The 23401-nt window shown below is 43.8% G+C and carries 23 protein-coding genes; 1 reads left to right on the forward strand and 22 read right to left on the reverse strand.

Translation table 11 applies throughout. The features are described 5' to 3' along the window. The 17 genes from BLT15_RS02670 to remA form a co-directional block, all read right to left on the reverse strand. Nucleotides 1-208 (reverse strand): hypothetical protein (locus tag BLT15_RS02670; protein ID WP_143423000.1); only part of this gene is annotated, 208 nt, incomplete at its 3' end. A 133-nt stretch (nucleotides 209-341) separates the two neighbouring features. After that, nucleotides 342-995 (reverse strand): ribulose-phosphate 3-epimerase, encoded by a 654-nt coding sequence (gene rpe / locus BLT15_RS02675; RefSeq protein ID WP_089758408.1) that lies wholly within the window; start codon nucleotides 993-995, stop codon nucleotides 342-344. Continuing rightward, on the reverse strand, nucleotides 979-1842 hold the full coding sequence (gene rsgA, locus BLT15_RS02680; RefSeq protein ID WP_089758410.1) for a ribosome small subunit-dependent GTPase A: 864 nt from the start codon (nucleotides 1840-1842) through the stop codon (nucleotides 979-981). Before rsgA ends, rpe begins: the two co-directional genes overlap by 17 nt. Before the next feature lie 22 nt (nucleotides 1843-1864). Continuing rightward, a complete protein-coding gene (gene pknB / locus BLT15_RS02685) occupies nucleotides 1865-3763 on the reverse strand; it encodes a Stk1 family PASTA domain-containing Ser/Thr kinase (RefSeq protein WP_089758412.1) in 1899 nt (632 codons plus the stop codon). Nucleotides 3764-3780: 17 nt separating this feature from the next. Next, nucleotides 3781-4500 (reverse strand): Stp1/IreP family PP2C-type Ser/Thr phosphatase, encoded by a 720-nt coding sequence (locus BLT15_RS02690; protein ID WP_089758414.1) that lies wholly within the window; start codon nucleotides 4498-4500, stop codon nucleotides 3781-3783. Continuing rightward, entirely contained in the window at nucleotides 4500-5540 is a 1041-nt protein-coding gene (gene rlmN / locus BLT15_RS02695; protein WP_089758415.1) for a dual-specificity RNA methyltransferase RlmN, read from the reverse strand. The genes BLT15_RS02690 and rlmN overlap by 1 nt, the downstream gene beginning before the upstream one ends. A gap of 48 nt (nucleotides 5541-5588) precedes the next feature. Beyond that, nucleotides 5589-6257, reverse strand: coding sequence for a DUF6391 domain-containing protein (locus tag BLT15_RS02700; protein WP_089758417.1), 669 nt, complete (start codon nucleotides 6255-6257; stop codon nucleotides 5589-5591). A 27-nt stretch (nucleotides 6258-6284) separates the two neighbouring features. Further along, nucleotides 6285-7235, reverse strand: a complete 951-nt coding sequence (gene fmt, locus BLT15_RS02705) for a methionyl-tRNA formyltransferase (RefSeq protein WP_089758419.1) — start codon at nucleotides 7233-7235, stop codon at nucleotides 6285-6287. A gap of 6 nt (nucleotides 7236-7241) precedes the next feature. Continuing rightward, nucleotides 7242-7724 carry a peptide deformylase gene (gene def, locus BLT15_RS02710; protein WP_089758421.1) on the reverse strand — a complete coding sequence of 161 codons (483 nt, stop codon included), beginning with the start codon at nucleotides 7722-7724 and terminating at the stop codon, nucleotides 7242-7244. An 87-nt stretch (nucleotides 7725-7811) separates the two neighbouring features. Next, on the reverse strand, nucleotides 7812-10073 hold the full coding sequence (priA, locus tag BLT15_RS02715) for a replication restart helicase PriA (RefSeq protein ID WP_089758423.1): 2262 nt from the start codon (nucleotides 10071-10073) through the stop codon (nucleotides 7812-7814). Then, a complete protein-coding gene (locus BLT15_RS02720; protein WP_089758425.1) occupies nucleotides 10054-11100 on the reverse strand; it encodes a lysylphosphatidylglycerol synthase transmembrane domain-containing protein in 1047 nt (348 codons plus the stop codon). The genes priA and BLT15_RS02720 overlap by 20 nt, the downstream gene beginning before the upstream one ends. A 189-nt stretch (nucleotides 11101-11289) precedes the next feature. Next, entirely contained in the window at nucleotides 11290-12474 is a 1185-nt protein-coding gene (gene metK, locus BLT15_RS02725; RefSeq protein ID WP_089758427.1) for a methionine adenosyltransferase, read from the reverse strand. Then, entirely contained in the window at nucleotides 12464-13234 is a 771-nt protein-coding gene (lgt, locus tag BLT15_RS02730) for a prolipoprotein diacylglyceryl transferase (protein WP_159429781.1), read from the reverse strand. The genes metK and lgt overlap by 11 nt, the downstream gene beginning before the upstream one ends. A gap of 17 nt (nucleotides 13235-13251) precedes the next feature. Continuing rightward, nucleotides 13252-14436, reverse strand: a complete 1185-nt coding sequence (gene coaBC, locus BLT15_RS02735) for a bifunctional phosphopantothenoylcysteine decarboxylase/phosphopantothenate--cysteine ligase CoaBC (RefSeq protein ID WP_089758431.1) — start codon at nucleotides 14434-14436, stop codon at nucleotides 13252-13254. Between the two features lie 22 nt (nucleotides 14437-14458). Then, the gene (rpoZ, locus tag BLT15_RS02740) at nucleotides 14459-14677 is read right to left on the reverse strand and encodes a DNA-directed RNA polymerase subunit omega (RefSeq protein WP_089758434.1); all 219 of its coding nucleotides are present in this window, start codon (nucleotides 14675-14677) and stop codon (nucleotides 14459-14461) included. A gap of 4 nt (nucleotides 14678-14681) precedes the next feature. Then, on the reverse strand, nucleotides 14682-15248 hold the full coding sequence (gmk, locus tag BLT15_RS02745) for a guanylate kinase (protein ID WP_089758703.1): 567 nt from the start codon (nucleotides 15246-15248) through the stop codon (nucleotides 14682-14684). A 30-nt stretch (nucleotides 15249-15278) separates the two neighbouring features. Next, nucleotides 15279-15536, reverse strand: a complete 258-nt coding sequence (gene remA, locus BLT15_RS02750; RefSeq protein ID WP_089758436.1) for an extracellular matrix/biofilm regulator RemA — start codon at nucleotides 15534-15536, stop codon at nucleotides 15279-15281. A 618-nt stretch (nucleotides 15537-16154) separates the two neighbouring features. On the opposite strand from remA, the gene BLT15_RS02755 reads away from it, so the two are divergent. Next, a complete protein-coding gene (locus tag BLT15_RS02755) occupies nucleotides 16155-17924 on the forward strand; it encodes an Rqc2 family fibronectin-binding protein (RefSeq protein WP_089758438.1) in 1770 nt (589 codons plus the stop codon). Here the strand turns inward: BLT15_RS02755 and lnt are convergent. From lnt to BLT15_RS02775, 5 genes are all read right to left on the reverse strand, one after another. Further along, on the reverse strand, nucleotides 17921-19408 hold the full coding sequence (lnt, locus tag BLT15_RS02760; protein WP_089758441.1) for an apolipoprotein N-acyltransferase: 1488 nt from the start codon (nucleotides 19406-19408) through the stop codon (nucleotides 17921-17923). The two genes, BLT15_RS02755 and lnt, sit on opposite strands and share 4 nt — an antisense overlap. An 18-nt stretch (nucleotides 19409-19426) precedes the next feature. After that, on the reverse strand, nucleotides 19427-20110 hold the full coding sequence (locus tag BLT15_RS02765) for a Crp/Fnr family transcriptional regulator (RefSeq protein WP_089758443.1): 684 nt from the start codon (nucleotides 20108-20110) through the stop codon (nucleotides 19427-19429). Nucleotides 20111-20256: 146 nt separating this feature from the next. Further along, on the reverse strand, nucleotides 20257-20397 hold the full coding sequence (locus tag BLT15_RS13795; RefSeq protein ID WP_427854094.1) for a hypothetical protein: 141 nt from the start codon (nucleotides 20395-20397) through the stop codon (nucleotides 20257-20259). Next, nucleotides 20342-22315, reverse strand: a complete 1974-nt coding sequence (fusA, locus tag BLT15_RS02770) for an elongation factor G (RefSeq protein ID WP_234985477.1) — start codon at nucleotides 22313-22315, stop codon at nucleotides 20342-20344. The genes BLT15_RS13795 and fusA overlap by 56 nt, the downstream gene beginning before the upstream one ends. A gap of 109 nt (nucleotides 22316-22424) precedes the next feature. Beyond that, nucleotides 22425-23363: an RluA family pseudouridine synthase gene (locus BLT15_RS02775; protein WP_089758444.1), complete on the reverse strand. Its 939-nt coding sequence runs from the start codon at nucleotides 23361-23363 to the stop codon at nucleotides 22425-22427. Nucleotides 23364-23401: the final 38 nt, after the last annotated feature.

Here is a 23401-nt window from a genome sequence, read left to right on the forward strand (position 1 = left end):
AATCTTTTATCTCTTCATCCCTATCCCGAAAAAACTTTTCTATAAGTTTTCTACCATACCTGTTAAAAATCTTTTGCAATTCCGCTGAAAGCTCAGAAATGTCTGTTTCAGAATCATTCATCATCATTTCTTCAAACTTTTCAATTAAAACAAAAATGTCTTCACCAAACTGGTCAATTAGTTCTTCATATGTTATACTTTTTAACAAGAGGACTCCCTCCTTAATTTTGTTTTGGGTGGATCTAAAACAATTATATCAGGGGGAGTCCTCTTTTTTAATGCCAGATACTTTTTTCAGACAATTATAACTTTGACCCTACAACTATTTTACACTAAGAAGATTAAACCCTGTTTTTAAACCGGGAGACAGCTTCTGCCGGATTTTCTTTTCCAAATATAGCAGAGCCAGCAACTATAACATCAGCCCCGGCATCAACTATCTCGTCAACATTATCGAGTTTTATACCTCCATCTACCGCCAGCTCGGCAGAGCTGTTATGTCTTTCTATCATATCTCTGGCCGCGGAGATCTTTTCACGCATGACCGGTATGAAACTCTGACCTCCAAAACCGGGGTTAACCGACATAATCAGAATCATATCGAGCTCGGGCATTAAATATTTGATATTCGCCAGAGGAGTATGAGGATTGAGAGAGATTCCCGCCCGACAGCCCTCATTTTTTATCTGCTGCAGGACCCTGTGGCTGTGAAGAGCGGCCTCTTCATGGAATGTTATAATGTCTGAGCCAGCTTCTGCAAAATCTTCGATAAAATCTTCAGGATTTTCTATCATCAGATGTGTATCAAAAGGGAGTTCGCTAAAATCTCTTAAATCTTCGATCACCACCGGTCCAAAAGTCATATTGGGAACATAACTACCGTCCATCACGTCAAGATGAAGATAATCAGCATTTTCTATCTGCTGCAGCTGTTCCCTGAGCTGAGAAAAATCGGCTGCCAGCAGTGAAGGAGCAATCTTAGCTGTAATGATCATCACCCTCCTTGCGAGCGGCCTCAACCAGTTGACAGTATGAATTATATCTGAATTCTGGAATTTCGTTATTTTCTACGGACTCTTTTACAAAACAATCGGGTTCATGAGTATGAGTGCAGGTGCTGAAATGACATTTATTTTGATATCCACTGAAATCCGGAAAATAATTTTTCACTTCTTCAGGTTTTAGATTTTCCAGAGTTAAGGAAGTAAAACCGGGACTGTCAGCAACCCAGCCATTTCCGGGAAGCGGCACTAGTTTAACCTGGCGGGTGGTATGAGTTCCTCTGCCCAGTTTTTCACTGATATCTCCCACCGTGAGCTCCGCCCCTGAAACCAGTTCGTTGATCAGAGCCGATTTGCCCACACCAGAAGGTCCGGCCATTACGTTTATGCCGGCAAACAACGACTCCTTCACAACCTGCAGATTTGTCCCTTTACTCACACTAAAAATATGAACTGAATAACCGGCATTTTTGTAGGCTGTAATCTTATCCTCCTGTTTAGCGGGAAAATCGGAATCGAGATCGAGTTTATTTATTAAAATAACCGGATTCAGACCTTCTTTTTCCACCAGCAGAATAAATCTATCGAGCAGACTAAAATCTATCTCCGGTTCTTTGATCGAAAACATTATATTTACGGCATCAACATTGGCCACTTTGGGACGATGTAGAAGATTATCCCTGGGAATTATCTCCTCAATCATCCAATTTTCGAAAACAACCCGATCCCCGGGAAAGATCTGCTCCTGAACCCTGCCCCTGACTTCACAGCGATGCTTTTGACCTTCATCGTCAACAACGTAAAAAAATCCGCCCACTGCTTCGGTTACTATACCCTTCATAATTCTGTAATTTCTCCCTTCTTTAATTGAAGGTTTGGCTGTATATTATTTCATCCTCCTTAATTATTTGATAATGCGTTTCTCCTTTACTGTAAACGCTGACTTCTATGTTTCTCTCAGGTTCAATCATTCTCTGCCAGATCAAATCTCTTCCGAGATCGTCCTCGACCAAAATTCTATATTCGGCAGCTTCATCGCCGGCGGAGGTAAAACTTAAAGTTCTTAAATTGACATCCTCTGCTTCTTCATCCAGGGTCGTACCTGAGCTGATTTTGACATCAACTCCTCTACCCGCAGTGACCCTTTTGCCTACCTCCAGCGATTGACTGATGATATAACCTTCGGGGTGCCTTTTACTCTCTACTCTTCTGACTCCTCCCAGGCGCAGATTATTATTTCTCAACATTTCCTGAGCGTCTCTCCACTCCATTCCCAATAACCCCGGCACTCTCACCTGAGAAGGCGAAGGTCCCATGCTGATAATAATCTCTATTTCCTCGCCCTTACGTTTTTCAGAATCCGCCTCAGGAACAGTACCGGCCACTTTTCCTTCCTCATACGTATCCGAAAATTCATAGCTGATATCTCCGGGTTCGAAGCCGTGATTTTGAAGCTCAATCTCCGCTTCTCTTTCAGAGAGGCCGCTGACTTCGGGGATTTTTAACTTTTCCGTCCCGGAGCTGATGTAAATGATGACGGGACGAAGCTGTCGAATTTCGTTTCCGGGTTCGGGATCCTGTTCGGCAACATGATCGGCTGGAATATCCGGATGATTAACGTCTTCACCGATTTCAGATTCCAGCCCCCGGTCCGAAAGTTCTTCTTCGGCGTGTTCGATCTCCATGCCGATAAGATCGGGAACCTCAACTACAGGCACATCCATAAAAAAATTGTATCCCAAAAAAGCAGCCCCCAGCAGAACCACAGCAGAAATCGTTAAAATTAATCCTGCTTTCCAGAATGAAAGCCCACTATTCTTTTCTTCATCTTCATTGTTTTCCCTATCATTCCGTTTTTGAACATCATCCCTGTCTGGCCCTTCAGCAGATTTAAATTTCAGTGTATCGCGCTTTTCAACGGATTTTTTATCGCCTGATCTTTTATCATTCAGTTTTTTAAGAGCCAGATCGATCTCAGATTTGAACTTCCCGGCTGAACTATATCTCTCCTCGGGATTTTTAGCCAGAGAATTTTTCAACAGCTCGCCTGCAGCGACGGGTATATCTTCATCTTCAATCTCTGGCAGCGGAGACTGGACATGCTGGACGGCAATCGAGATGGGGGTGTCTCCGGTGTAAGGGACTTCCCCTTTTAACATTTCGTACAAAACCACTCCCAGCGAATAAATATCGCTGGCGGGCCCTACCTTATTGCCTCTGGCCTGCTCCGGAGAGAAGTAATGAGCACTGCCCTCGATAGAATCGGTAAGGTTCATGGTGTCCGCCGTGTTTACCGCCCTGGCGATGCCAAAATCCGTCACTTTGATCCTGTTATTCTCAGTAACAAGTATATTATGCGGTTTTATATCGCAGTGAATTATGTTCTTTTCATGAGCCGCTTGAAGAGCTGATGATATTTGTTTGGCTATTTTAAGGGCAGAATCGGGACTTAAAGCTTTTTCACTCTCTATCAGATTTTTAAGAGTATCCCCTTCGACCAGCTCCATGATCAGATAATGATGATCTCCGGATTGACCGATGTCATAAATATCAACAATGTTCGGATGAGAAAGTCGAGCAACCGCCCTGGCCTCTCTGCGCATTCTCTCAACAAAACTATCATCGGTTATATATTCCTTTTTCAGCATTTTTATAGCAACAGGCCGGTCCAGCAGCAGGTCGGTGGCCTGATAAACTATCGCCATTCCACCTCTGCCGATTACCTCATTTATTTTATACCTGTCTTCTAATTTCTTCTTCAATCTCGCTCACCTCTAACTCAGAAAATCTGAGCTGCTATTACGGTAATATTATCTTTCCCTCCGGCTTCCAGGGCCGACTGAATAAGCCGATCACAAATTTTTTCAGACGTTTCTTCTTCTGCCTGCAAAATAATATCGGCTATATCCTCTTCACCGACCATATCAGTTAACCCATCGGTACATAGAAGGATGATATCATTTTTCCGAAGACTTACGCTGCCCCGATCTATATCTAAATTTTTTCCCAACCCGATTGCCTGAGTCAGAACGTTGCTCTGCGGATGCTGGAATGCTTCTTTTTGAGAAATTTTTCCCTGTTCGACCATTTCAGCCACCAGCGAGTGATCGCTGGAAATCCTGGTCAATTCCTGGTCTCTGTATAGATAAATTCTGCTGTCTCCTACATGACCATAATAGAGTTTGCCTTCCGAGATTGCGGCACAGGATAAAGTGGTACCCATGCCGCTGTACTGCGGATTTTCCTCGCCTTTTTTTAAAACTTCACGGTTAGTCCTTTCCACCAAATTTTTCATATGATCCGGAGAAATCTCGCACACTGATAGATCAAAATTGTTTATCGTCTCGATGACAGTCTCGCTGGCTACATCCCCTGCCTGATGCCCCCCCATACCATCTGCAACAGCCAGAAGGGGCAGGGGATCGGTCTGCACAAGATAATTATCTTCATTTTTAGCACGCATCAGACCTTTATCGGTACCGCCACAAACTTCCATCATCAAAAACCACCTCTATCCCTGCGCAGTTGACCGCAGGCGGCTTTTTCGTTCTCGCCTCTGCTTTTTCTGATAGTAACCGGCAGATTCATAGCTTCCAGCCAGTTTTTAAATTCTCTTAATTTTTTCCGGCCGGAAGGCTTAAATTCGAGTTCACTCACGTCATTGGCCGGAATCAGGTTGATATGACATTTGAAATCGCGAACATAATCGGCCAGATTTTCAGCATCCTGGCGGCGATCATTGATGCCGGAGAACAGCACATACTCGAAAGTGATCCTCCGCCCGGTGATATTCTGATATTCCCTGAGCGCAGAATGAAGCTCGGCCAGAGAATATTTTTTGTTGATGGGAACCAGTCGGGAACGCAGTTTATCATCAGCTGCATGCAGTGAAACAGCCAGTACGATCTGAGGGAAGCTGCGGGCAAATTCGGCAATTCGCGGCACTATACCGACTGTGGAAACGGTAATCCGCCTGCTGCCGATATTGAAACCTTTCTCATGTGTGATAATCTCCAGAGTTTTGCTTACATTTTCATAATTTAAAAAGGGTTCACCCATTCCCATAAAGACAACATTGCTCACGCGTTTGCCCTCTTCTCGGGCGAACTTCTTCATACGCCAGATCTGCTCTACAATTTCTGCCGATTTAAGATCCCTGGCTTTGCCCGATAGTCCCGAAGCGCAGAAAGCACATCCAGCATTGCAGCCAAGCTGAACCGAAACACAGGCGGTATATCTGCCCGCTTCCGCGCCGGGAATCAGAACTCCTTCAACGTATTCGCTGTCATCTGTCTGCCAGAGAAACTTTATGGTGTTATCTTCAGCTCTTGATAAATCCTGACGCGACAGAAGCTCAAATCTGTAATCTTTTATGAGCACAGACTGGAGATCTGCAGGGAGGTTTTTCATTTTTTCCGGATCATTGACAAGGTTGCAGTAAAGCCAGTTATAAATCTGTTCCGCCCTGAATGATTGAAACCCTTCCCGCTCACATTTCCCAGCAAGATCGGCAGGGGTAAAACTCATAATCTCTTTCATATAATGATGATCCTCCTCATGAAGCTAAATATGAAACCAGGAGCAGTTTTATCTCGATTCTATAAAGGGAACTTCTCTGGTTTCCACATAAACCTTGCCTCCTCCCTGCAGAAGTCCGGAGCGAGGCATTTCATAACGGGCGGATACTATTTCAACCGACTCGACCTGATGAGAAGTAGTGACATATGTCTGCAGAAAACGCCCCAGAAAGGGCCCGACCAGATTGGCCAGTCCCATGGCCAAAAGCATAGTCCAGATGGAGAAAAAACCTGTTGTGAATAATATAATCAAAAATATCACAGCCGAAGCCAGGTTGGCCGCGGTTATAGTTGTACCGCAGCGGTCATGTATAACCAGCTCTTTCTCACCCCTGCTCAGACGCTTCAGGCCTTCCCGGGCGGCTTTTTCAACCCTGGAAATATCCTCTACTCCCAGTATATAAAAACCATCTTCTTCGGCATAGCCAGACAGTCCTTCATAGGGGAATAACTCTTCTAGAACGTTAATGGTTGCGTGCTCCAGAGCATGATTTTTTCTCAAAGCAGGTTTTTTGGCTATTCTGTAGAGTTCTCCGGGAACGGAAAATAAACTTGTTAAAGAGGTCAAAGTAAACTTTAATGGTATCAATAAAAGCAGAAATAAAAAAAACAAAAGAAAAGGCCCTATCAACACAGGAAAAAAGAATATCAATAAAAGAAATAATAACCAAAAAGCCATCTCGTCTCATCCCCTCCCCAGCAAAATCTAACCGCCCAGCAGTTCACCAGGCTCGGGTTGATAACCATTGATAAAATCTTCAGCCTGCATGCGCTGTCCTCCCTCGGGCTGCAGACTTAAAATCTGAAGAACACCCCGACCGGCGATCACCTGCAGTTTGTCATCACTGCCGGCCCTGATGACTGTCCCCGGTCTGCCGGAGTCATCAGAAATTTTTAAGTCGGATGCTGATTTTGCTTTCCAAACTTTTAATCTTTTGTTCCGAAAGGTGGTATAGGCGCCGGGCCAGGGATTCATCCCTCTGATAAAATCGACGAGTTCTTCTGCACTTTTCTCGAAATTTAATCTGCCGTCTTCTCTGGTCAGTTTGGGAGTATAGCTGGCCCTGCTCTCGTTTTGTGGAGAAGGTTCGATTTCTCCCTGATAATAGCCTTTAAGAGTTTCGCACAGCAGATCTGCACCTTCTGCTGCCAGACGATCATGAAGGCTGCCGGCCGTATCTTCACTGTCGATGGGCACTTTTCTTTTCAGCAGTATATCACCGGTATCGATATCTTCATCCATAATCAGGGTGGTAACTCCGCTATTTTTATCACCGTTTATGACGGCATGCTGTATGGGACTGGAACCTCTGTATTTGGGTAAAAGCGAAGCATGAAGGTTTACCGGGGCTGCTGAAGGAATCTTTAAAGTTTTCCGCTTTAAAATCTGACCAAAAGCCACCACGACAAAAAAATCAGGATTTCGGGAGCTCAAAACTTCAAAAGCTTCTGGCGAATTTACATCCTGAAAACTCATAACTTCCAGATTCAGCTTCGCTGATTTTTTTTCCACAGGTGTTACCGTCTTTTTCTGGCCGCGCCCTGTTTTGCGGGGAGGCTGGGTTACCACAAGATCAACATTTATTTTTTCGTCTGAAGCCAGTCTTTCCAGCGAGGGCAGGGAAAACTCAGGACTCCCCATGAAGATTATATCCATGTTAAATCATTCCACACTTCCAGGCTCTTTTTCCGGAGCCGCAGAAGAAATATCGACTACCTTGTCCACAAAAAGTTCGCCCTTGAGGTGGTCAATTTCATGCTGTATAACTCTGGCAGCAAGATCAGAAAACTTCCTGCGCTGCTGATTTTCTTCTTCATTCCGGTATTCTACCATTATTTCTTCGGCTCTGGGCACCGCTCCCTGTCTTCCCGGCACACTCAAACAGCCTTCCTCCATCAATTTCCTGCCCTCTTTTTCCACAATTTCAGGATTTATAAGAACGATCTCTTCGTCTTCAATCGAAATTACGACAATCTGCTGTAAAATTCCGACCTGATTGGCAGCCAGTCCCAGCCCCTCGTTTTCATGAAGTGTATCTTTCATATTTTTTATTATTTCTCTAGTTCTCTCATTGACATTTTCAACTTCTTTAGCTTTCGATCTCAGGATCGGATCTCCTATTGTTTTAAGGGGTAAAACGGCCAATCTTTCCACCTCCAGAAATACAAATTTTCTATCCAGATGAAAATCCTTCGCAAAAACTGCAAAATTAGCGACCCAATTTGAGTTGTATTATAACATTGAAAGGGGATCTACATCAACTGCGCTGTTTATCTCTTCGGGTTCCTCAGACTTTATAAATTTTTTGAGATAAGGAATATAGTTAAGGCGTGAATTTACATTTTCAAAAAATATCAGCATATGCCAGCGATAATTTTTCTTTATTCTAGTCAAAGGTGCCGGTGCCGGCCCTCTGTACGTCATGCTTCCGCAGGGTTTTGAAGCTATGAAGTCTTCCAGTTCGGAGGCAAAGGAAGCGACCGAATCGTGATTTTCCCCCTTGATTATGATCCTGACCAGCCGGGAGAGGGGGGGATAATTCAATTTTCTTCTCAAATTTATCTCCTGATCGTAAAATTTATGGTCTTTACCGCCCACAACATTTTCCAGAACGTAATGTTCGGGATCAAAACTCTGAATTATAACCCGGCCCTTTTTGTCTCCCCTCCCCGCCCTTCCGGCAACCTGAGTCAATAATTGAAAGGCTCTTTCTGAGGAACGAAAGTCGGGCAAATTTAAAACTGTGTCAGCTCCCATCACGCCAACAAGAGTGATATTATGAAAATCATGGCCTTTGGCTATCATCTGAGTGCCAACTATTATATCGAGTTCACCGCGGTCAATTCTGCTCAATAATTTTTTGTAGGAATCTTTGCTCCGGGTTGTATCCTGATCCATTCTGGCTATTGCAGCATCGGGATATAACTCTTCCAGCCTTGTTTCTAGCTTCTCAGTACCGGTGCCAAATTCCTTCAGGAGATCGCTCTCGCATTCGGGGCAATATTCAGGTATCTCGCTGCTAAAATCACAGTAATGGCATTTGAGCTGATCCGAGGTTCTATGATAGGTGAGAGTGATATCACAGTGCTGACATTCCAGCGCTTCTCCGCATTCTTGACAGAGAATAAAATTGGCAAAACCTCTCCTGTTCAAAAATATCAGAGACTGCTCGTTTTCATTCAGACGTTTTTCCAGGGCCTTTCTAATTTTTTTGCTGAAAACGTTTGAGTTCCCATCAGACATCTCCTGACGCATGTCAGCTATCTCGATATCCGGCATTCTGCCTCCACCGGCTCTTTCATCCAGGCTCAAATAAACATAATCTCCCCGGGAGGCAAAATGATAACTCTCCAGCGAAGGGGTAGCAGAGCCCATAACCACAGGAAAGTTTTCCACCTGTCCTCTGATCACTGCTGCCCCTCGAGCATGATAATAGGGAGGCGTTTCCTGTTTATAAGTATTTTCATGCTCCTCATCAATTACAATCAGACCGGGATTCTGCAGAGGAGCAAAAACAGCAGAACGGGCTCCTATGACAATGCTGGCTTCTCCGTTGCGGATCCTGAACCATTCATCCCTTCTCTCAGCGGGAGAGAGTCTGCTGTGCATGACTGCTATCCGGCCGGGAAATTTTCTATAGAAAAAATCGACCAGATAAGGAGTTAGAGAAATTTCAGGAACCAGAATTATCGCCTGCCTTTTATACTCAAGACAGGCCTCTGTTAACCGCAGGTAAAGCTCAGTTTTTCCGCTGCCGGTCACTCCGTGCAATAGAATAACTTCCGATTTTTCATTTTCTACGGCCGGCATCATCCTGTTTAGAGCCTGAGCCTGTTCATCGTTGAGGGTTATATTTTCATTTGCGGACCGATCTTTGGATGATTTCACGACATACTCCGGGCTTTTTTTTACAGTAATCTCACAGCGCTCGAGCAAATCTTTCTCTTCCAGCCCATACAGAACAGAGCGGGTAACTTCAGCCAGATCAATGATATCTGCGGCTGCCATAACCTCTTCTTCCCTATTTAAAAGAAATTCGAGAACTCTGGACTGGGCCGGCGCTCTTTTTTTAAGCTTTTCTATCGTGGCTTCGAGGTTCATTTTCTCCGGGACTCTATAATGAATTCTGGAGGTACCTGACATCTTTCCGGCCCTGACTCTGGCGGGCAGAGCAGCGCGAATGAAACTCTGCAGGGAAGTGTGATAATAAGATGAAAGTCTTTTCAATGATTTTATAAGCCCGGCAGAAAAACAGGGTTTTTCATTGATTATATCACCGGCAGGCTTTATTTTTTTGTGGTCTATATCCGGATTTTGTGTAAAGCCTGTTACATATCCGATAACTTTCCTGCTGCCTAGCGGCACAGTAATCTGCTGCCCCAGGGAAAAATCATCCGAACTCCTGTTTTTTCCGGGCATATATGTCAGTTCGCCGCTCCCGGTTATGGGAACATCTACAGTTACCTCGAGAAATTTATCCGACAATTTTCTCACCTTTGTTTATCTCCCTCATGCAGAGCAGCCCCCCCGGTAAAAGTAGAATGTAAAAAGTAAAGAACCTCCAGCCGAAGACCACAATCCCAACATAATTGCCGGGAATAAATGCCGCAAACAAAGACGCAACTCCTAGTTCAGCAATCCCACTGGCACCAGGTGTCGGCAAAAAAGGCAGAACCAGATATATGAGAGTCTGCATGATGTAAGCTCTCATAAAATTTGCTTCCAGCCCCATGCCCGAAAGCATAACGGGAATTATAAAAAATAACAAACTCCAGAACATAAAAGCCGAAATAAGAGCCAGAATCAAATGCAGGGGTCTATCACTCAAAACTCTCAGGGAGTTGCGAAATCTCCTCATCCCGTATTTTGCTCTCACCAGGTACCTTTTGGCCCTGATACTTCTCCGGAAAATACTGTTTATCACTGGTATATGAAGAACCTTATTAAAAATATTTTCAGCTACGTTGGGCACAAAAGAAAAGAGAACTATTCCCACCGATATTGAAGCCCCAAATAATATCACCATAATAAAAACATAAAAAGGAATCAAACCGCTGGATATATATCCGCGAAAAAAAGCAAAGAAAAAAATTGACATGATGCCTAAAAGCATCATTCTATAAACAAATTGGACTATTACTATGGAAGAAGCTTTGGCAACATCAACGCCATTCTTGGTCAAAAAATATACTCTGAAAGGACCTCCTCCGGTAGCAAAAGGAGTCACCCGGGAAGCAAAGGCGCCGGCGAGATAAACCTTAAGCCCAGCCCATATGCTGAGCTTTTCTTTTACAGCGAGAGCCAGTATTTTAAGGGTTAAGGAAGCAGCAAGCCAGTTGAGAACTGTCAAAACCATGAGTATAATTATCGTGTTATAATCCACATAATTGAAGATCTGTTCCAGCGCTTCCAGATCAATCGTAAAAAAGATGATTACAGCCGAGATACCCAGGCTTATACTCATGGCCAGTCTTACACCTTTGATCAAATTTTCTCTGCTGAACTCTTCCCTGATATGCATTATTTATAACACCCTAAAACTTTCTTTTAAAAAACCAGAGCTGTTGGTTCTTTTTCATATCAACTGGTTGAATATAGTTCAGTCATAACTATATTGCTTATTATTGTAAGTTATAAACTGCCCTGATTATCCAGTATATATGGCAATTTTACAGCGGGTCCGGATAAAGGACCATTTGTAATTATATCTTTACAGCCTTCCGGCCTTATCCTTAAGCATATCGGCCCTGTCAGTTTTCTCCCAGCTCAGATCCAGTTCCGGACGTCCAAAATGGCCGTAGGAAGCGGTCTGTAGATACACGGGATTTCTCAAATTCAAATCCTCGATGATTCCTTTCGGTGTTAGATCAAAATTTTCTCTGATAAGATGAACAAAATCCTCTTCCGAAATACTGCTGCTGCCGCCGGTCTTTACTGCTATTGAAAGCGGCCGGGCGACGCCGATCGCATAGGATAATTGTACCTCACATTCCTCAGCCAGCCCTGCAGCCACAATATTTTTGGCCACATAGCGCGCGGCATAAGAAGCCGATCTATCAACTTTGGTCGGGTCTTTGCCGGAAAAACAGCCCCCGCCATGCCGGGAACGGCCGCCATAAGTATCCACAATAATTTTTCTTCCGGTCAGACCGGCATCGCCGTGAGGACCGCCTATGACAAACCTGCCGGTAGGATTAATAAAGTATTCGGTATTCTCATCGAGCATATCTTCAGACACCACGGATTTGATCACATGGCTTGTTATATCATTTTCAAGCTGCTTCCTCGTTATATCGGGATGATGCTGGGCCGATACGACCACCTTGTCGACCCGAAAAGGGCGTCCGTCCCTGTATTCAACCGTGACCTGAGTTTTACCATCAGGCCTCAGATAATCGAGTGTTTTCTGTTTTCTAACCTCGGCCAGCCTGCGGGCCAGTTTATGTGATAAAACTATGGGCAGTGGCATCAGTTCCGGGGTTTCAGAACAGGCATAACCAAACATCAGCCCCTGGTCACCGGCCCCCAGTTCCCGCTTTTTCCCGGGAGAACTGTTTTTTTGAGCTTTATCAACCCCCATTGCTATATCGGAGGACTGTTCATCAATCGCGGTTATAACGGCACAGGTCTCACCATCAAATCCAAATTTAGCCCGGTTATAACCTATGTCGACGATGGTCTTTCTGGCAGTATCGGAGATATCCACATAACAATCAGTCGAGATTTCTCCAGAAACAAGAACCAGTCCGGTGGTGGTGAAGGTCTCACAGGCCACCCTGGCACCGGGATCTTTCTCAATGATCTCATCCAATACCGCATCAGATATTTGATCTGCCACCTTATCGGGATGACCTTCAGTAACTGATTCAGAGGTGAATTTATAATTATTTTTCATCGGTATCTCCCTTTCTATCTCTGATAAAAAAAACCAGACACAAAGCCAGGATGGCACCACTTACAGGTCTGGCTATCTGTATACCAGCCAGGTATAGGCTGTCCACCCTGATATCCTCTATAAAAAAGCGTCCCAGCGAGTAAAGTCCCAGGCCCAGGGCCAGAACTTTTCCCCGGCTATAAAATCGAGACCGGGTGTAGATAACGAGCAGGATAAAGACAAAAGTATTCCAGATAAATTCATAAAAAAAAGCGGGATGATAATAACTACCCTCTATATACATGCCCTCCCGAATAAAGCCGGGGAAAATTTCCATAAATTCCTGACTCACTTCGCCCCCGTGAGCTTCCTGATTGGCAAAGTTGCCCCAGCGGCCGACAGCCAGCCCCAGCAGAAATGCCGGGGTAAGAAGGTCTGCAAATTCCAGAAAATCAAAATCCCTTCGTCTGACAAATACAAATGTGTACAAAATACCGGTGATGATAGCGCCGTGGATGGCAAGGCCACCGCTGGTAATATCGATTATCCTGCGGAGATCATTACTGTAATATCTCCAGTTGAAAACGACATAATACAGCCTGGTACCTATCAGAGTAATTGGGAGTCCAAATAACAGAAAATCAATGATGTCTTCAGAATCATAGGACCACTTTTTACCCTGCCACAAAACATAAAAAAGACCCATCAATATTCCTGTAGTTACAAATATTCCATACCACCTGATGCTCAATCCGCGAAGCTCAAAGGCGACCGGGTCCACAGCATCTCCTCCTAAAACTAAAATAATTCTTTTATCCTGTCCAGCAAAATATCAGCTATCATCGCCTTGCTGCGTTCGGTGATTTTCTCTTCAAAATTTTGTCCGATCAGATAACCCTCGTTATTTTCCGATTTAAAGCCTGTGTTTTTAGCCGAAATATCATTGACAAACAGCATATCAGGTGCCTTTTTTTCATATTTATCCCGGCCCCGGACAAGAATATTTTCCGCTTCAGCAGCAAAACCGATGATTTTCTGGCCGGGTTTTTTCATTTCCCGCAGGGAATTCAGTATATCTGGATTTGGCTCGAGACTTAATTCCAGACCTGGCCGATCATTTTTTTTGATTTTGCCCGAAATAAAATTAGCCGGTTTAAAATCCGAAACCGCCGCAGCCAGAATTGCGGCATCCATATCCGGGAAAACCTGAGAGCAGATTTCGTGCATCTCTTCAGCCTTCTCAACAGAATAGTTCGAGCATCCTGCCGGCGCTTCCAGATCTGTTGGCCCAGAAACAAGGGTGACTTCCGCCCCTCGATAAATCGCTCTTTCGGCAGCTTTATAACCCATCCTCCCGGAAGAATGATTGCTCAAAAATCTTACCTCATCGAGCGGTTCTCTGGTGGGGCCGGCAGTGATTAAAAATTTATAACCTGCAAGGTCACCGGGAACCAGTTCTTTTTTGATTGACCTGACCAGGTCCTCAGGTTCCGGCATTCTTCCTTTTCCCTCTGTACCGCAGGCCAGCCGACCGGTCTCAGGAACTGCTATTTGGTAGCCCCTGTCAGCAAGAATATCTATATTATCCTGAACCACATCTTTTTCATACATATTTACATTCATGGTCGGCGCCAGTATTACCGGCGAATTTAAAGCCAGCATTGTGGTGCTGAGCAGGTCATCGCCCTGACCGGCAGCCAGGCGGGCCAAAAAATCAGCAGAAGCGGGAGCGACAATCCCTATGTCGATCCCTTCAGCCAGCTCAATATGGTTTATGGTGCTGTCAGCAGGTGGGGAAAATATATTCTTCTTGACGGGATTACCTGTCAGAGACTTGAGGGTTGTGGGAGTTATGAATTCACAGGCTGCTTCCGTCATCACCGTCCTAACATCATAACCACATTTGGTTAGGCTGCTGGCCAGCGAGGCACTTTTATAGGCGGCTATACCACCGGTAATACCCAGAAGTACCCGAGGGGGCATGTAAACACTCCTTTCAATCCTGTCAATCCTGCTCGGTATTTTGATCTCCGTCTTTTAATACGATTTTGCCTCCGGCTATCTCCTCCAGACTTTTAGAGACGACCTTACCGCTGCGATAATTCTCTTTAAGATCTCTGCCGCCATTGTTCAAATTGCGAGCTCTTTTGGAAGCCATAATGACAAGTTCAAAGGGGTTTTCGACGTTTTTGGTGAGCTCACTGTAAGTTGGTCTGTTAACCATACTATTACCTCCTGTTTTTTTCTTTTTCAAAAATGCCGATCAATCTTTCTGCGGTTTCATCGATGTCGTCATTGACCACTCTGTAATCATACCGGGAAGCTTCTTCGATCTCCTTCCGGGCATTTTCAAGTCTCAATTTTCGCATTTCGTTGTCCTCTGAATCACGGCTGGCCAGCCTCTTTTCCAGAGCAGAAAAAGAAGGAGGCTCCAAAAAAATAAAAACTGCTTCGGGGAAAATTTTTCTGACCTGCCTGGCCCCCTGAATATCTATCTCCAGAATTACATCTTTACCAGCTTCGAGAGCTTCTTTTACGAATTTTTTGGGAGTTCCATAAAGATAGCCGTGAACTTCTGCCCACTCAATAAAACCTTCTTCTGCTTTTATGCGTTCAAATTCATCTTCTTCTACAAAATAATAATCCTCACCGTTTTCTTCATGATCTCTCGGGGGCCTTGTAGTCATGGAAATAGAGTACTCTACACCATCATATTTTTCGAACAATCTATCAAGAACAGTTCCTTTACCCACCCCGGAAGGGCCCGAAAAAACGAATAAAATACCTCCACTCAATTTTAAACTCACTCCCCGCTGCAATAATTCTTATTCCTCGTCGTCTTTATCCTCCAGACGCTGAGAAACAGTTTCCGGCTGAATGGCAGAAAGCACAATATGATCACTGTCAGTTATTATCACCGCTCTGGTCCTGCGTCCATAGGTGGCATCGATAAGCATCCCCCGCTCCCTTGCCTCCTGTATCAATCTTTTGATAGGAGCAGATTCGGGACTTACCACGGATATTACCCTGTTGCCGGCAACTATATTACCAAAGCCTATATTTATAAGCTCTACATCTGACATTTTCCTGCCTCCTTGAAAATAAAATCTTCTTGTTATCAGTTGATAGATATCGTATAAGATCACAATCATGACAATAACTGAAGACAAGAAGATCCTGAAAATAATGCGATCTTACCCGGGTTCAGAACATAACTTATCCTGAACTGCTCAACTTTATGTTTTCATTTTAGATAATAATAACATAGCTATTTATCTTTAGCAAGAACAACCCTCTCATATCCTCAAACACGATTAGCAAAGATATTTGAGCTTTTGCTTTACCAGACTTGGGCAGCAGAGTTTATAAATACTTGCATTTGTGGATCTTCGCCATATCATTCGGTTTAATATAGTTTTTGGTCATATTCACATTGCTTATTATTTCAGGCTGATCCGAACTTTGAAAAATTTCCAGTATTTCCTCGCTCTGTAGCTTCCGATATTTTTAAAACCCCGGCAATTAAGATTATAGGTAACCCTGAGTCCACATTTATTTATATCTATGTAAATTTAACCTGCTGCTTCGGAAAGAAGCGTATTTCTAAATCTCCTTCCCTCAGAACAGTTTGTCAGGATTACCTGTAAATGTTAGAATGGACAGAGAAACCTGACTGAAAAATAATAACAGGAGTGATCATTTTGGCAATAGATGGTGTAATGTTATCGTGCTGCCGCAGAGAGCTCGAGGATGAATTAAAAGGAGCAAAGGTGGGCAAAGCCTATCAGCCCATGAAGGATTTTTTGACTTTGAGATTGAGAAATAATGGACAAAACTTGACTATGCTCGTGTCCATAGATCCACGACAATCCAGAATTCATTTAACCAGCCTGGACTTTGAAAACCCCCAAAAGCCCCCTGTATTTTCCATGGTGTTACGAAAACACCTAAACGGGGGAAAGATAATAAATATTGAGCAGCCCGGGATGGAAAGGATGCTCGTTTTTAATGTCAAAAGAGGCAATAAAAGATATAAACTCATAGCTGAGATAATGGGGAGATACAGCAATGTGATCCTGGTGGACAGTCAGGACCAGGTAAAAGATGCTCTGAAAAGAATACCTCCGGAGAAAGATTCCCAGAGGGTGCTTATGCCCAACTCTGAATATCAGCCACCTCCACCTCAGGACAAAGTAAACCCCTATCGAATAAGTGATATGTCCTGGAATGATATAGTCGGAGGAAATTTCCGCAAATACGCATACCGCGCCATCTTAAATAATGTGCAGGGATTCGGCCCGGATCTGGCCCGGGAGATAGTTTATCGAGCTGATGTTGATCCGGAAACAAACTATCACAGGTTAAAATCAAAAGAAAAAGAAGCCATTGGGTCTTCCTTTTTCGAGTTTTTGGCCCGGATAAAATCTGAAGATTATCAGCCTGCTCTGGGGATAGATGATGAAGGTGAAACAGCTTACATATCAGCCTTCCCTCTTCATCACTATGAGGAGATAGAGCCACAATATTTTCCGGACACGGCCAGCTTATTTGATTACTTTTATCAAAATCAAATAGTAAAAAAAGATATAGAAAGAAAAAGAAAACAGCTGGAAGACATAATAAAAAATTATCAGGAAAAAAACTCCAAACAACAGGATAAATTCAAAGGCAAATTAAAAGAGAGCAGGGAAGCTGAAAAATATAAAAAGAAGGGCGAACTGTTAAAAGCCAATCTGGAAAAAGTCAGGCCCGGCCAGAAAGAAATCGAAGTCATCAATTATTATGATGAGAACCAGCCCGAGATCAAAATTGAGCTCAACCCCGATATATCACCCGCTGAAAATGTAGATAAATATTTTGATAAATATAATAAATTGAAAAAAAGCGAGGAACATATAATCAAAGAACTCGCCCGCTTGAGACATGAAAGAAAATATCTCTCCCGAGTCAGATATGAATTATCTCAGGCCGAAGATCTTGGTGATCTGGAAGAGATCGAAAATGAGTTGATCGAAGAAAAATACATTCAGGATAAAAGCCAGAAAAAAAATTCAAAGAAGGGAAAAAAAGCAGAACCGAGAAGATTCTTTTCTGAAGATGGCTATCAAATTCTGGTCGGCAGAAATAACAGACAGAACGATGAACTCACCACCAAAGTGGCATCTGATAAAGATATATGGGTTCACACGCGAAAGATAGCCGGCTCCCATGTTATAATTCGCAACCATCGCCCGGGAAAAGAAATTCCTCACTCAACAATCGAAGAAGCCGCCGTTCTTGCCGCTTATTACAGCAAAGCGCGCCAATCTGAGAATGTGCCGGTAGATTATACCGAAATTCCCAATGTAAATAAACCGGGAGGGGCCAGACCGGGAATAGTTTACTATGATGATCACAGCACTCTTTATGTCAATCCCGATGAGGAGAAAGTTAAAGATATAGCTACCCGAGGAAAACCGGCAGACCTTTAATATTCAGTCTGCAGCAGCCTGAATCCCGGTATGAATATCAGCACCATCAAAAGGGATAAATAACCGATATAATCCCCGTGCTCTTGATAAAAAGTTGAACTGCTGTGGGCTCTGCCCGCTCCTGCAGTTAAGACTTCCCTGTCTTCAACGATTATCTCTTCTCCACGGGGGTTAATATATCCTCCCCTGGCTTTATTTCCCGACTTTATGACCGGGGTCCTCATCTCCACAGCTCTAATTCGGGCTGATTCCCACATCTGATTGAGCAGATTTGTATCTCCGAACCAGGCTTCATTCGATGGGTTTAAAATAAAATCGACCTCGGTCAACTCATCTCTGTCAGGTGGAGAATACAGGATTTCCGAACAGGTTAAAACTCTAAACTCGAATTTATCCTGCTGACTTACAATATTCATGACGTTTTTGTCCACTCCAGGATTCAGCGAATGCCACTCCCTGCCGGTTAATATTTCAGCCAGGCCGGCAAAAGGTATCACTTCTCCGGGAATTAAATCGTTTTTATTATATTTATTCTTTATGGTTTCCTCTTCATCCAGAAGAAGATAACTATTAACAGTTCCGCCCCGTTCGGCATCACGTATTTGACTTCCGACCATCATATAACCCGGTTCTTCGATCTGGCCGAGGAATTTTTCCCGATAATACTCGTTTCTGACAAAATCAAAAGTCAGGGAAGTTTCAGGAGTAACAGCTATTTCTGCTCCCTGGTTTAAAACTCGCTCTGTATCTTCAGCCACAGATTCTAAATTCATCTCTATATTCTCATCCTCCCATTTATCTTCCTGAGAAATTTCAGTCATGACGATACCGGTTTTCAAACTGCGCTTGTTTTCTGCCCATTCCTGCTCGGCTCTCCCGCTAAAATGATAGGCGGCCGCGGTGCTGATGACAAGAACAGCTGCCAGAATGATTAAAATTTTAGGGTTTTTGGATCTGATTAATTTGAACAATAGTCCGGCCACAACAGCAGCCATAAAAGATAACAGATAAATACCACCAGCCTCGGCCAGCTGTAAAAAAGGATCAAATCCGGACTGGCTTAAGCCCAAAAATCCGAACGGATAATAAGGAAATATCATTCCTCTGATGAATTCGACGCCAGTCCAGGTAAAAGCAAATACTAAAACCGAGAATTTGTTATCCCTGCTCAAAAGCTTAAATATTACGGTCCAGACTGCGGTGAAGATGGCAGCTGTAAGCAGCAGCAAAGCTGTTAAGACAATGACCAGGGGAAGAGGCAGGCCGCTGAATTCTTCGATGGGATGAACCAGCCAGTAACCTGCACCCAGTGCGAGAAAAAAGCCCCAGAGCCAGCCCCAGATAAAATTATTTTTCATGCCTTCCATATCTATGAATATTTTCAGCGCCGGTATAAAACCCAGCCAGCTAAAAAAGAAAAGCTCCCTGCTGCCGAGAGGCATCGATATTAATATGGCACTTAAAGCGAGAAGAAAAAACTTCAATTTAAACCCCCCGGTTGATCAGCGCAGTTTGTTGGAAAATTTCGATATTTCTTTAAGACTTTCTATATCTTTTATGACTAATTTACTTCCCTTTCTTTTGATCAGGCCCTCCCGTTTCATCTTGCTGATATTTCTGCTTATGGTTTCCCGGGTCACCCCCAGATAACTGGCAAACTCTTCCTGATTAAAGCTTTCAACCACATTATTATCTGCCCCGGACAGCTCGAGGAGCGCCTGAGAAATTCTCCGCCGGGCATCTTTCATGGCCAGATTTTCTATTCTCTGCTGGGTAAAGTATAGTTTTTGAGCCATTACCTCCAGCATGTTCCATCCAATCATGGGATTTCCCAAAAAATAACTGCGAAATTTTTTCCTGGACAAAATACCTATCTCAGATGATTTTTGACAGATTGTGGTGACCGGATAATATTCGACTCCGAAGAGCACCACCTCCCCGAATATCTCTCCCTTCTCCAGAAATTTTATTATCTGCTCTTTGCCATCGGGGGAAATTTTAATTATTTTAACCCGGCCGGATTTTAGCAGGTACATTTTTCTCCCCTTTTCTCCTGCGCGAAATATGGCCTCGCCTTCAGAAAAAGAGTGAAATTCCAGCAGGTCTGATAATTCTTCGATCTGTTTTTCTTCCATAGAAGAAAAAAGATCGACCTTTTTGAGCAGCTGTTTATTTGGGGAAGTCATGTATTTACACCTCAAAGCTTCTGAAGATTTTGGTGCTTCTTGCGTCAGTTGAAGATCAAAGAATTTTAAGCCGGGACCTGAAAAGGCCCCGGCCTGTTTGTTAATCTATTTTATAAAGCTAAAGTTTAACTGAATTTGCTTAAAATTTAATTTTTTGCTGCCTGATTGGCCTTTTCAATAATATTTTCAGCCAGTTCTGAAGGCACTTTTTCGAAGTGGGAAAAATTCATCTCAAAATTGCCGTAACCGCCGGTCAGGGATTTCAGGTCGGTCGCATAGGTGAACATCTCTCGCTGGGGTACTTTTTGCCTTGATTACCTGTTTGCCATTTTCAGGATCCATTCCCTGAATCTGTCCTCTGCGCGAGTTAAGATCACCCATTATATCTCCCATATACTCCTCAGGAACAATGATTCTCACATTCATAATTGGCTCTAAAAGCACCGGCTTGGCCTGTTCCATACCTTTTTTGAAGGCCTTGGAAGCAGCTATTTTAAAGGCCATTTCGGAGGAGTCGACTTCATGGTAATCGCCATCGTAAACTGTAGATCTGCAGTCCACTACGGGATAGCCGGCCAACACCCCTTCTTCCATGGCTTCCTGCACGCCTTTTTCCACTCCGGGTATATATTGGTTGGGTATAGCTCCGCCAAAAATTTCCTCCTTAAATTCATAACCCTCTCCTCGAGGCAGCGGTTCGATGAGAAGCATGACATGACCGAACTGTCCTCTGCCCCCGCTCTGCTTTTTAAATCTATGTTCAACATCTGCTTTAGTTTGAATGGTTTCTTTGTAAGCAACGCTGGGTTTTCTGGTATCGAAGCTGACATCGAATTTTCTCTGACAGATGTCCTGGATGACGTTAAGGTGCACAGTTCCCATGGCATTAACCAGAAGCTCTTTGGTCTCATTATTATAATTAACCTTGAATGTTAAATCTTCTTGACTATATCTTTGAATTGCATCAGACATCTTGTCTTCGCTTTCATCATCAAGGGCTACCACTTTCTGAACCAGCATCGGCTCGGGCAGATCTATCTCCTTTAGCTCCACACCGCGCTCAGGGTTTGTGATTGTATCAGAAGTTTCCAGCTCGGTCACTTTGGCAACCGCCCCAATATCACCGGCGATCAATTCTTCTACCTGCTCCTGCTCATCGCCGCTCAGCTGATAAAATTTGTTGGTGCTGATCTCACGACCCAGCCGCGGCACATACAACTCCTCAACTTCATTGATGGTACCATCGAATATTCGGAAGATGGAGAGCTTGCCGATATAAGGGTCAACCATGGTTTTGGTAACCTGAGCCAGAAGTTCGCCTTCAGGATCAGGATCGACTGCGACTTTTTCTCCGGAAACATCTTCAAGCTCTAATTCGCCAGCAGGCGAGCGCAGCAATTTGCGAATGTAATCGAAAGCTTCCAGAACGCCAAGATTTTCCTCCGCAGCTCCGGCAAAAACAGGCACAGCCAGCTCTTCTTTAACAGAATCAAAAAGAGCATCGGTTATCTCTTCATCGCTGATTTCTTCATCCTCTAAATACCTGAGCATGAGTTCATCATCAGATTCAACTGCTGCTTCAATCAGATCGGTTCGATATTCATCGATCATAGCAGCATATTTTTCCGGAATGTCCTGCTTATCGCCCTCATCTGTTATGAGCTTCTCCGAAAGAACATCGATCAACCCTTCAATTTGATCTTCCTCAACAGCCGGAACTGTAAGAGGAATCAAAGGCTGATCACAATATTCGCTCAACTCCTGAAAAACTTCGTCGAAATCCGTCTCCTCTTTATCGAGCTTATTAATAAATATAAATCGGGTAACGCCTTTATTTTCGGCCTGCTTCCAGGCGAAATCGGTGTTGACCTCTATCCCGCTGTCAGAATTTACCACGACCATAGCTCCTGCGACCACCGAGAGGGCACTGCCAGCTTCACCCTGAAAATCTATATAACCAGGGGTGTCTATAAGGTTGAATCTGGAATTTTTCCAGTTAAAGGTGAAATACGAGTTGAAGATCGAATAACCCCTGTCCATCTCTTCGGGGGTGAAATCGGAAGCGGTATTTTCCTGATCTACACTCCCCGGTTCTTCTACTTCTCCTGCTTCAGCCAGAATCATTTCACTGATGGTTGTTTTTCCTGCTCCCCTGTGACCCACAAGAGCCAGGTTTCTGATTTCACTGGTATTATAACCCGCCAAGTTATCACCAACCCTTTCTTATATTATTATATTTTCAAGGCATAAAATCCCTATCTAATCTATTCTATATTATTCAAAGAAAATCCTGCATTCAAATTTATACAGTTGATCAATCATCAGGATCTGAAAGGTCCCTCACGATTTTATTGAAATCCTCAGGCGGATTCAGCTCAAATTCCATCCATTCCTTTTCAACAGGATGATAAAACCCCAAATTTTGAGCATGGAGCATCATCCGCGGCGTTTCAAGCTCTCCACCCTGACTACCCCCATATTTTTTATCGCCGACGACAGGATGACCGAGAAATGAGAAATGAACCCTTATCTGATGAGTCCGGCCTGTTTCAATTTTTATTTTTGCCTGGCAAAACCCGGAAAACTTTTCAGTCAGCTTATAACGGGTTACAGCTCTTTTACCCTTATGAGGTCTCACCTTCAATTTAGTCCTTCTGGCGGGATCTCTGCCGATGGGTGCATCTATTTTAGCCCGGCGGTGCTCGGGCACACCGGTCAACAGGGCACGATAAATTTTTTTGACCTTTCTATTTTTGAACTGTCCTTTCAATTCTACATAAGCTCGATTGCTTTTGGCAATGACTAAAAGCCCCGAGGTCTCCCTGTCAAGCCGGTGAACTATTCCAGGCCTTGTCTCTGCCGCTTCATCGGCCAATTTATCAAAATTGTAAAGGAGTGCATGAACCAGAGTTTTCTCTTCATGGCCGGGAGCTGGATGAACTACGAGAGGAGCCGGCTTTTCAATCACGGCTATATCTGCATCTTCATAAATCTTGTTCAGCTCTTGCTCCCAGGGTTCCAGCCGGGTAGAGAGCTCATTTTCGGGTATATTGACGATGATCTCATCTTCAGGTTTTAATGGATAAGAAGATTTCAATTTATTCCGGCCGGCAGAGGGAACCTGAACATATCCCTCTTTGATAAATTTCTGAAGGGTTGAACGGGAAAAATCATCAATTCTTTCCGCCAGAAACTTATCCACCCTTCTGCCCACATTTTCATCGCTTTTTATTACAAATTTATTTTTATACATTCAGGCTCACCTCGAAATACAGCAAGAGTTTGTATTTC

Source organism: Halarsenatibacter silvermanii, from assembly GCF_900103135.1.
Lineage (GTDB): Bacteria > Bacillota > Halanaerobiia > Halanaerobiales > Halarsenatibacteraceae > Halarsenatibacter > Halarsenatibacter silvermanii.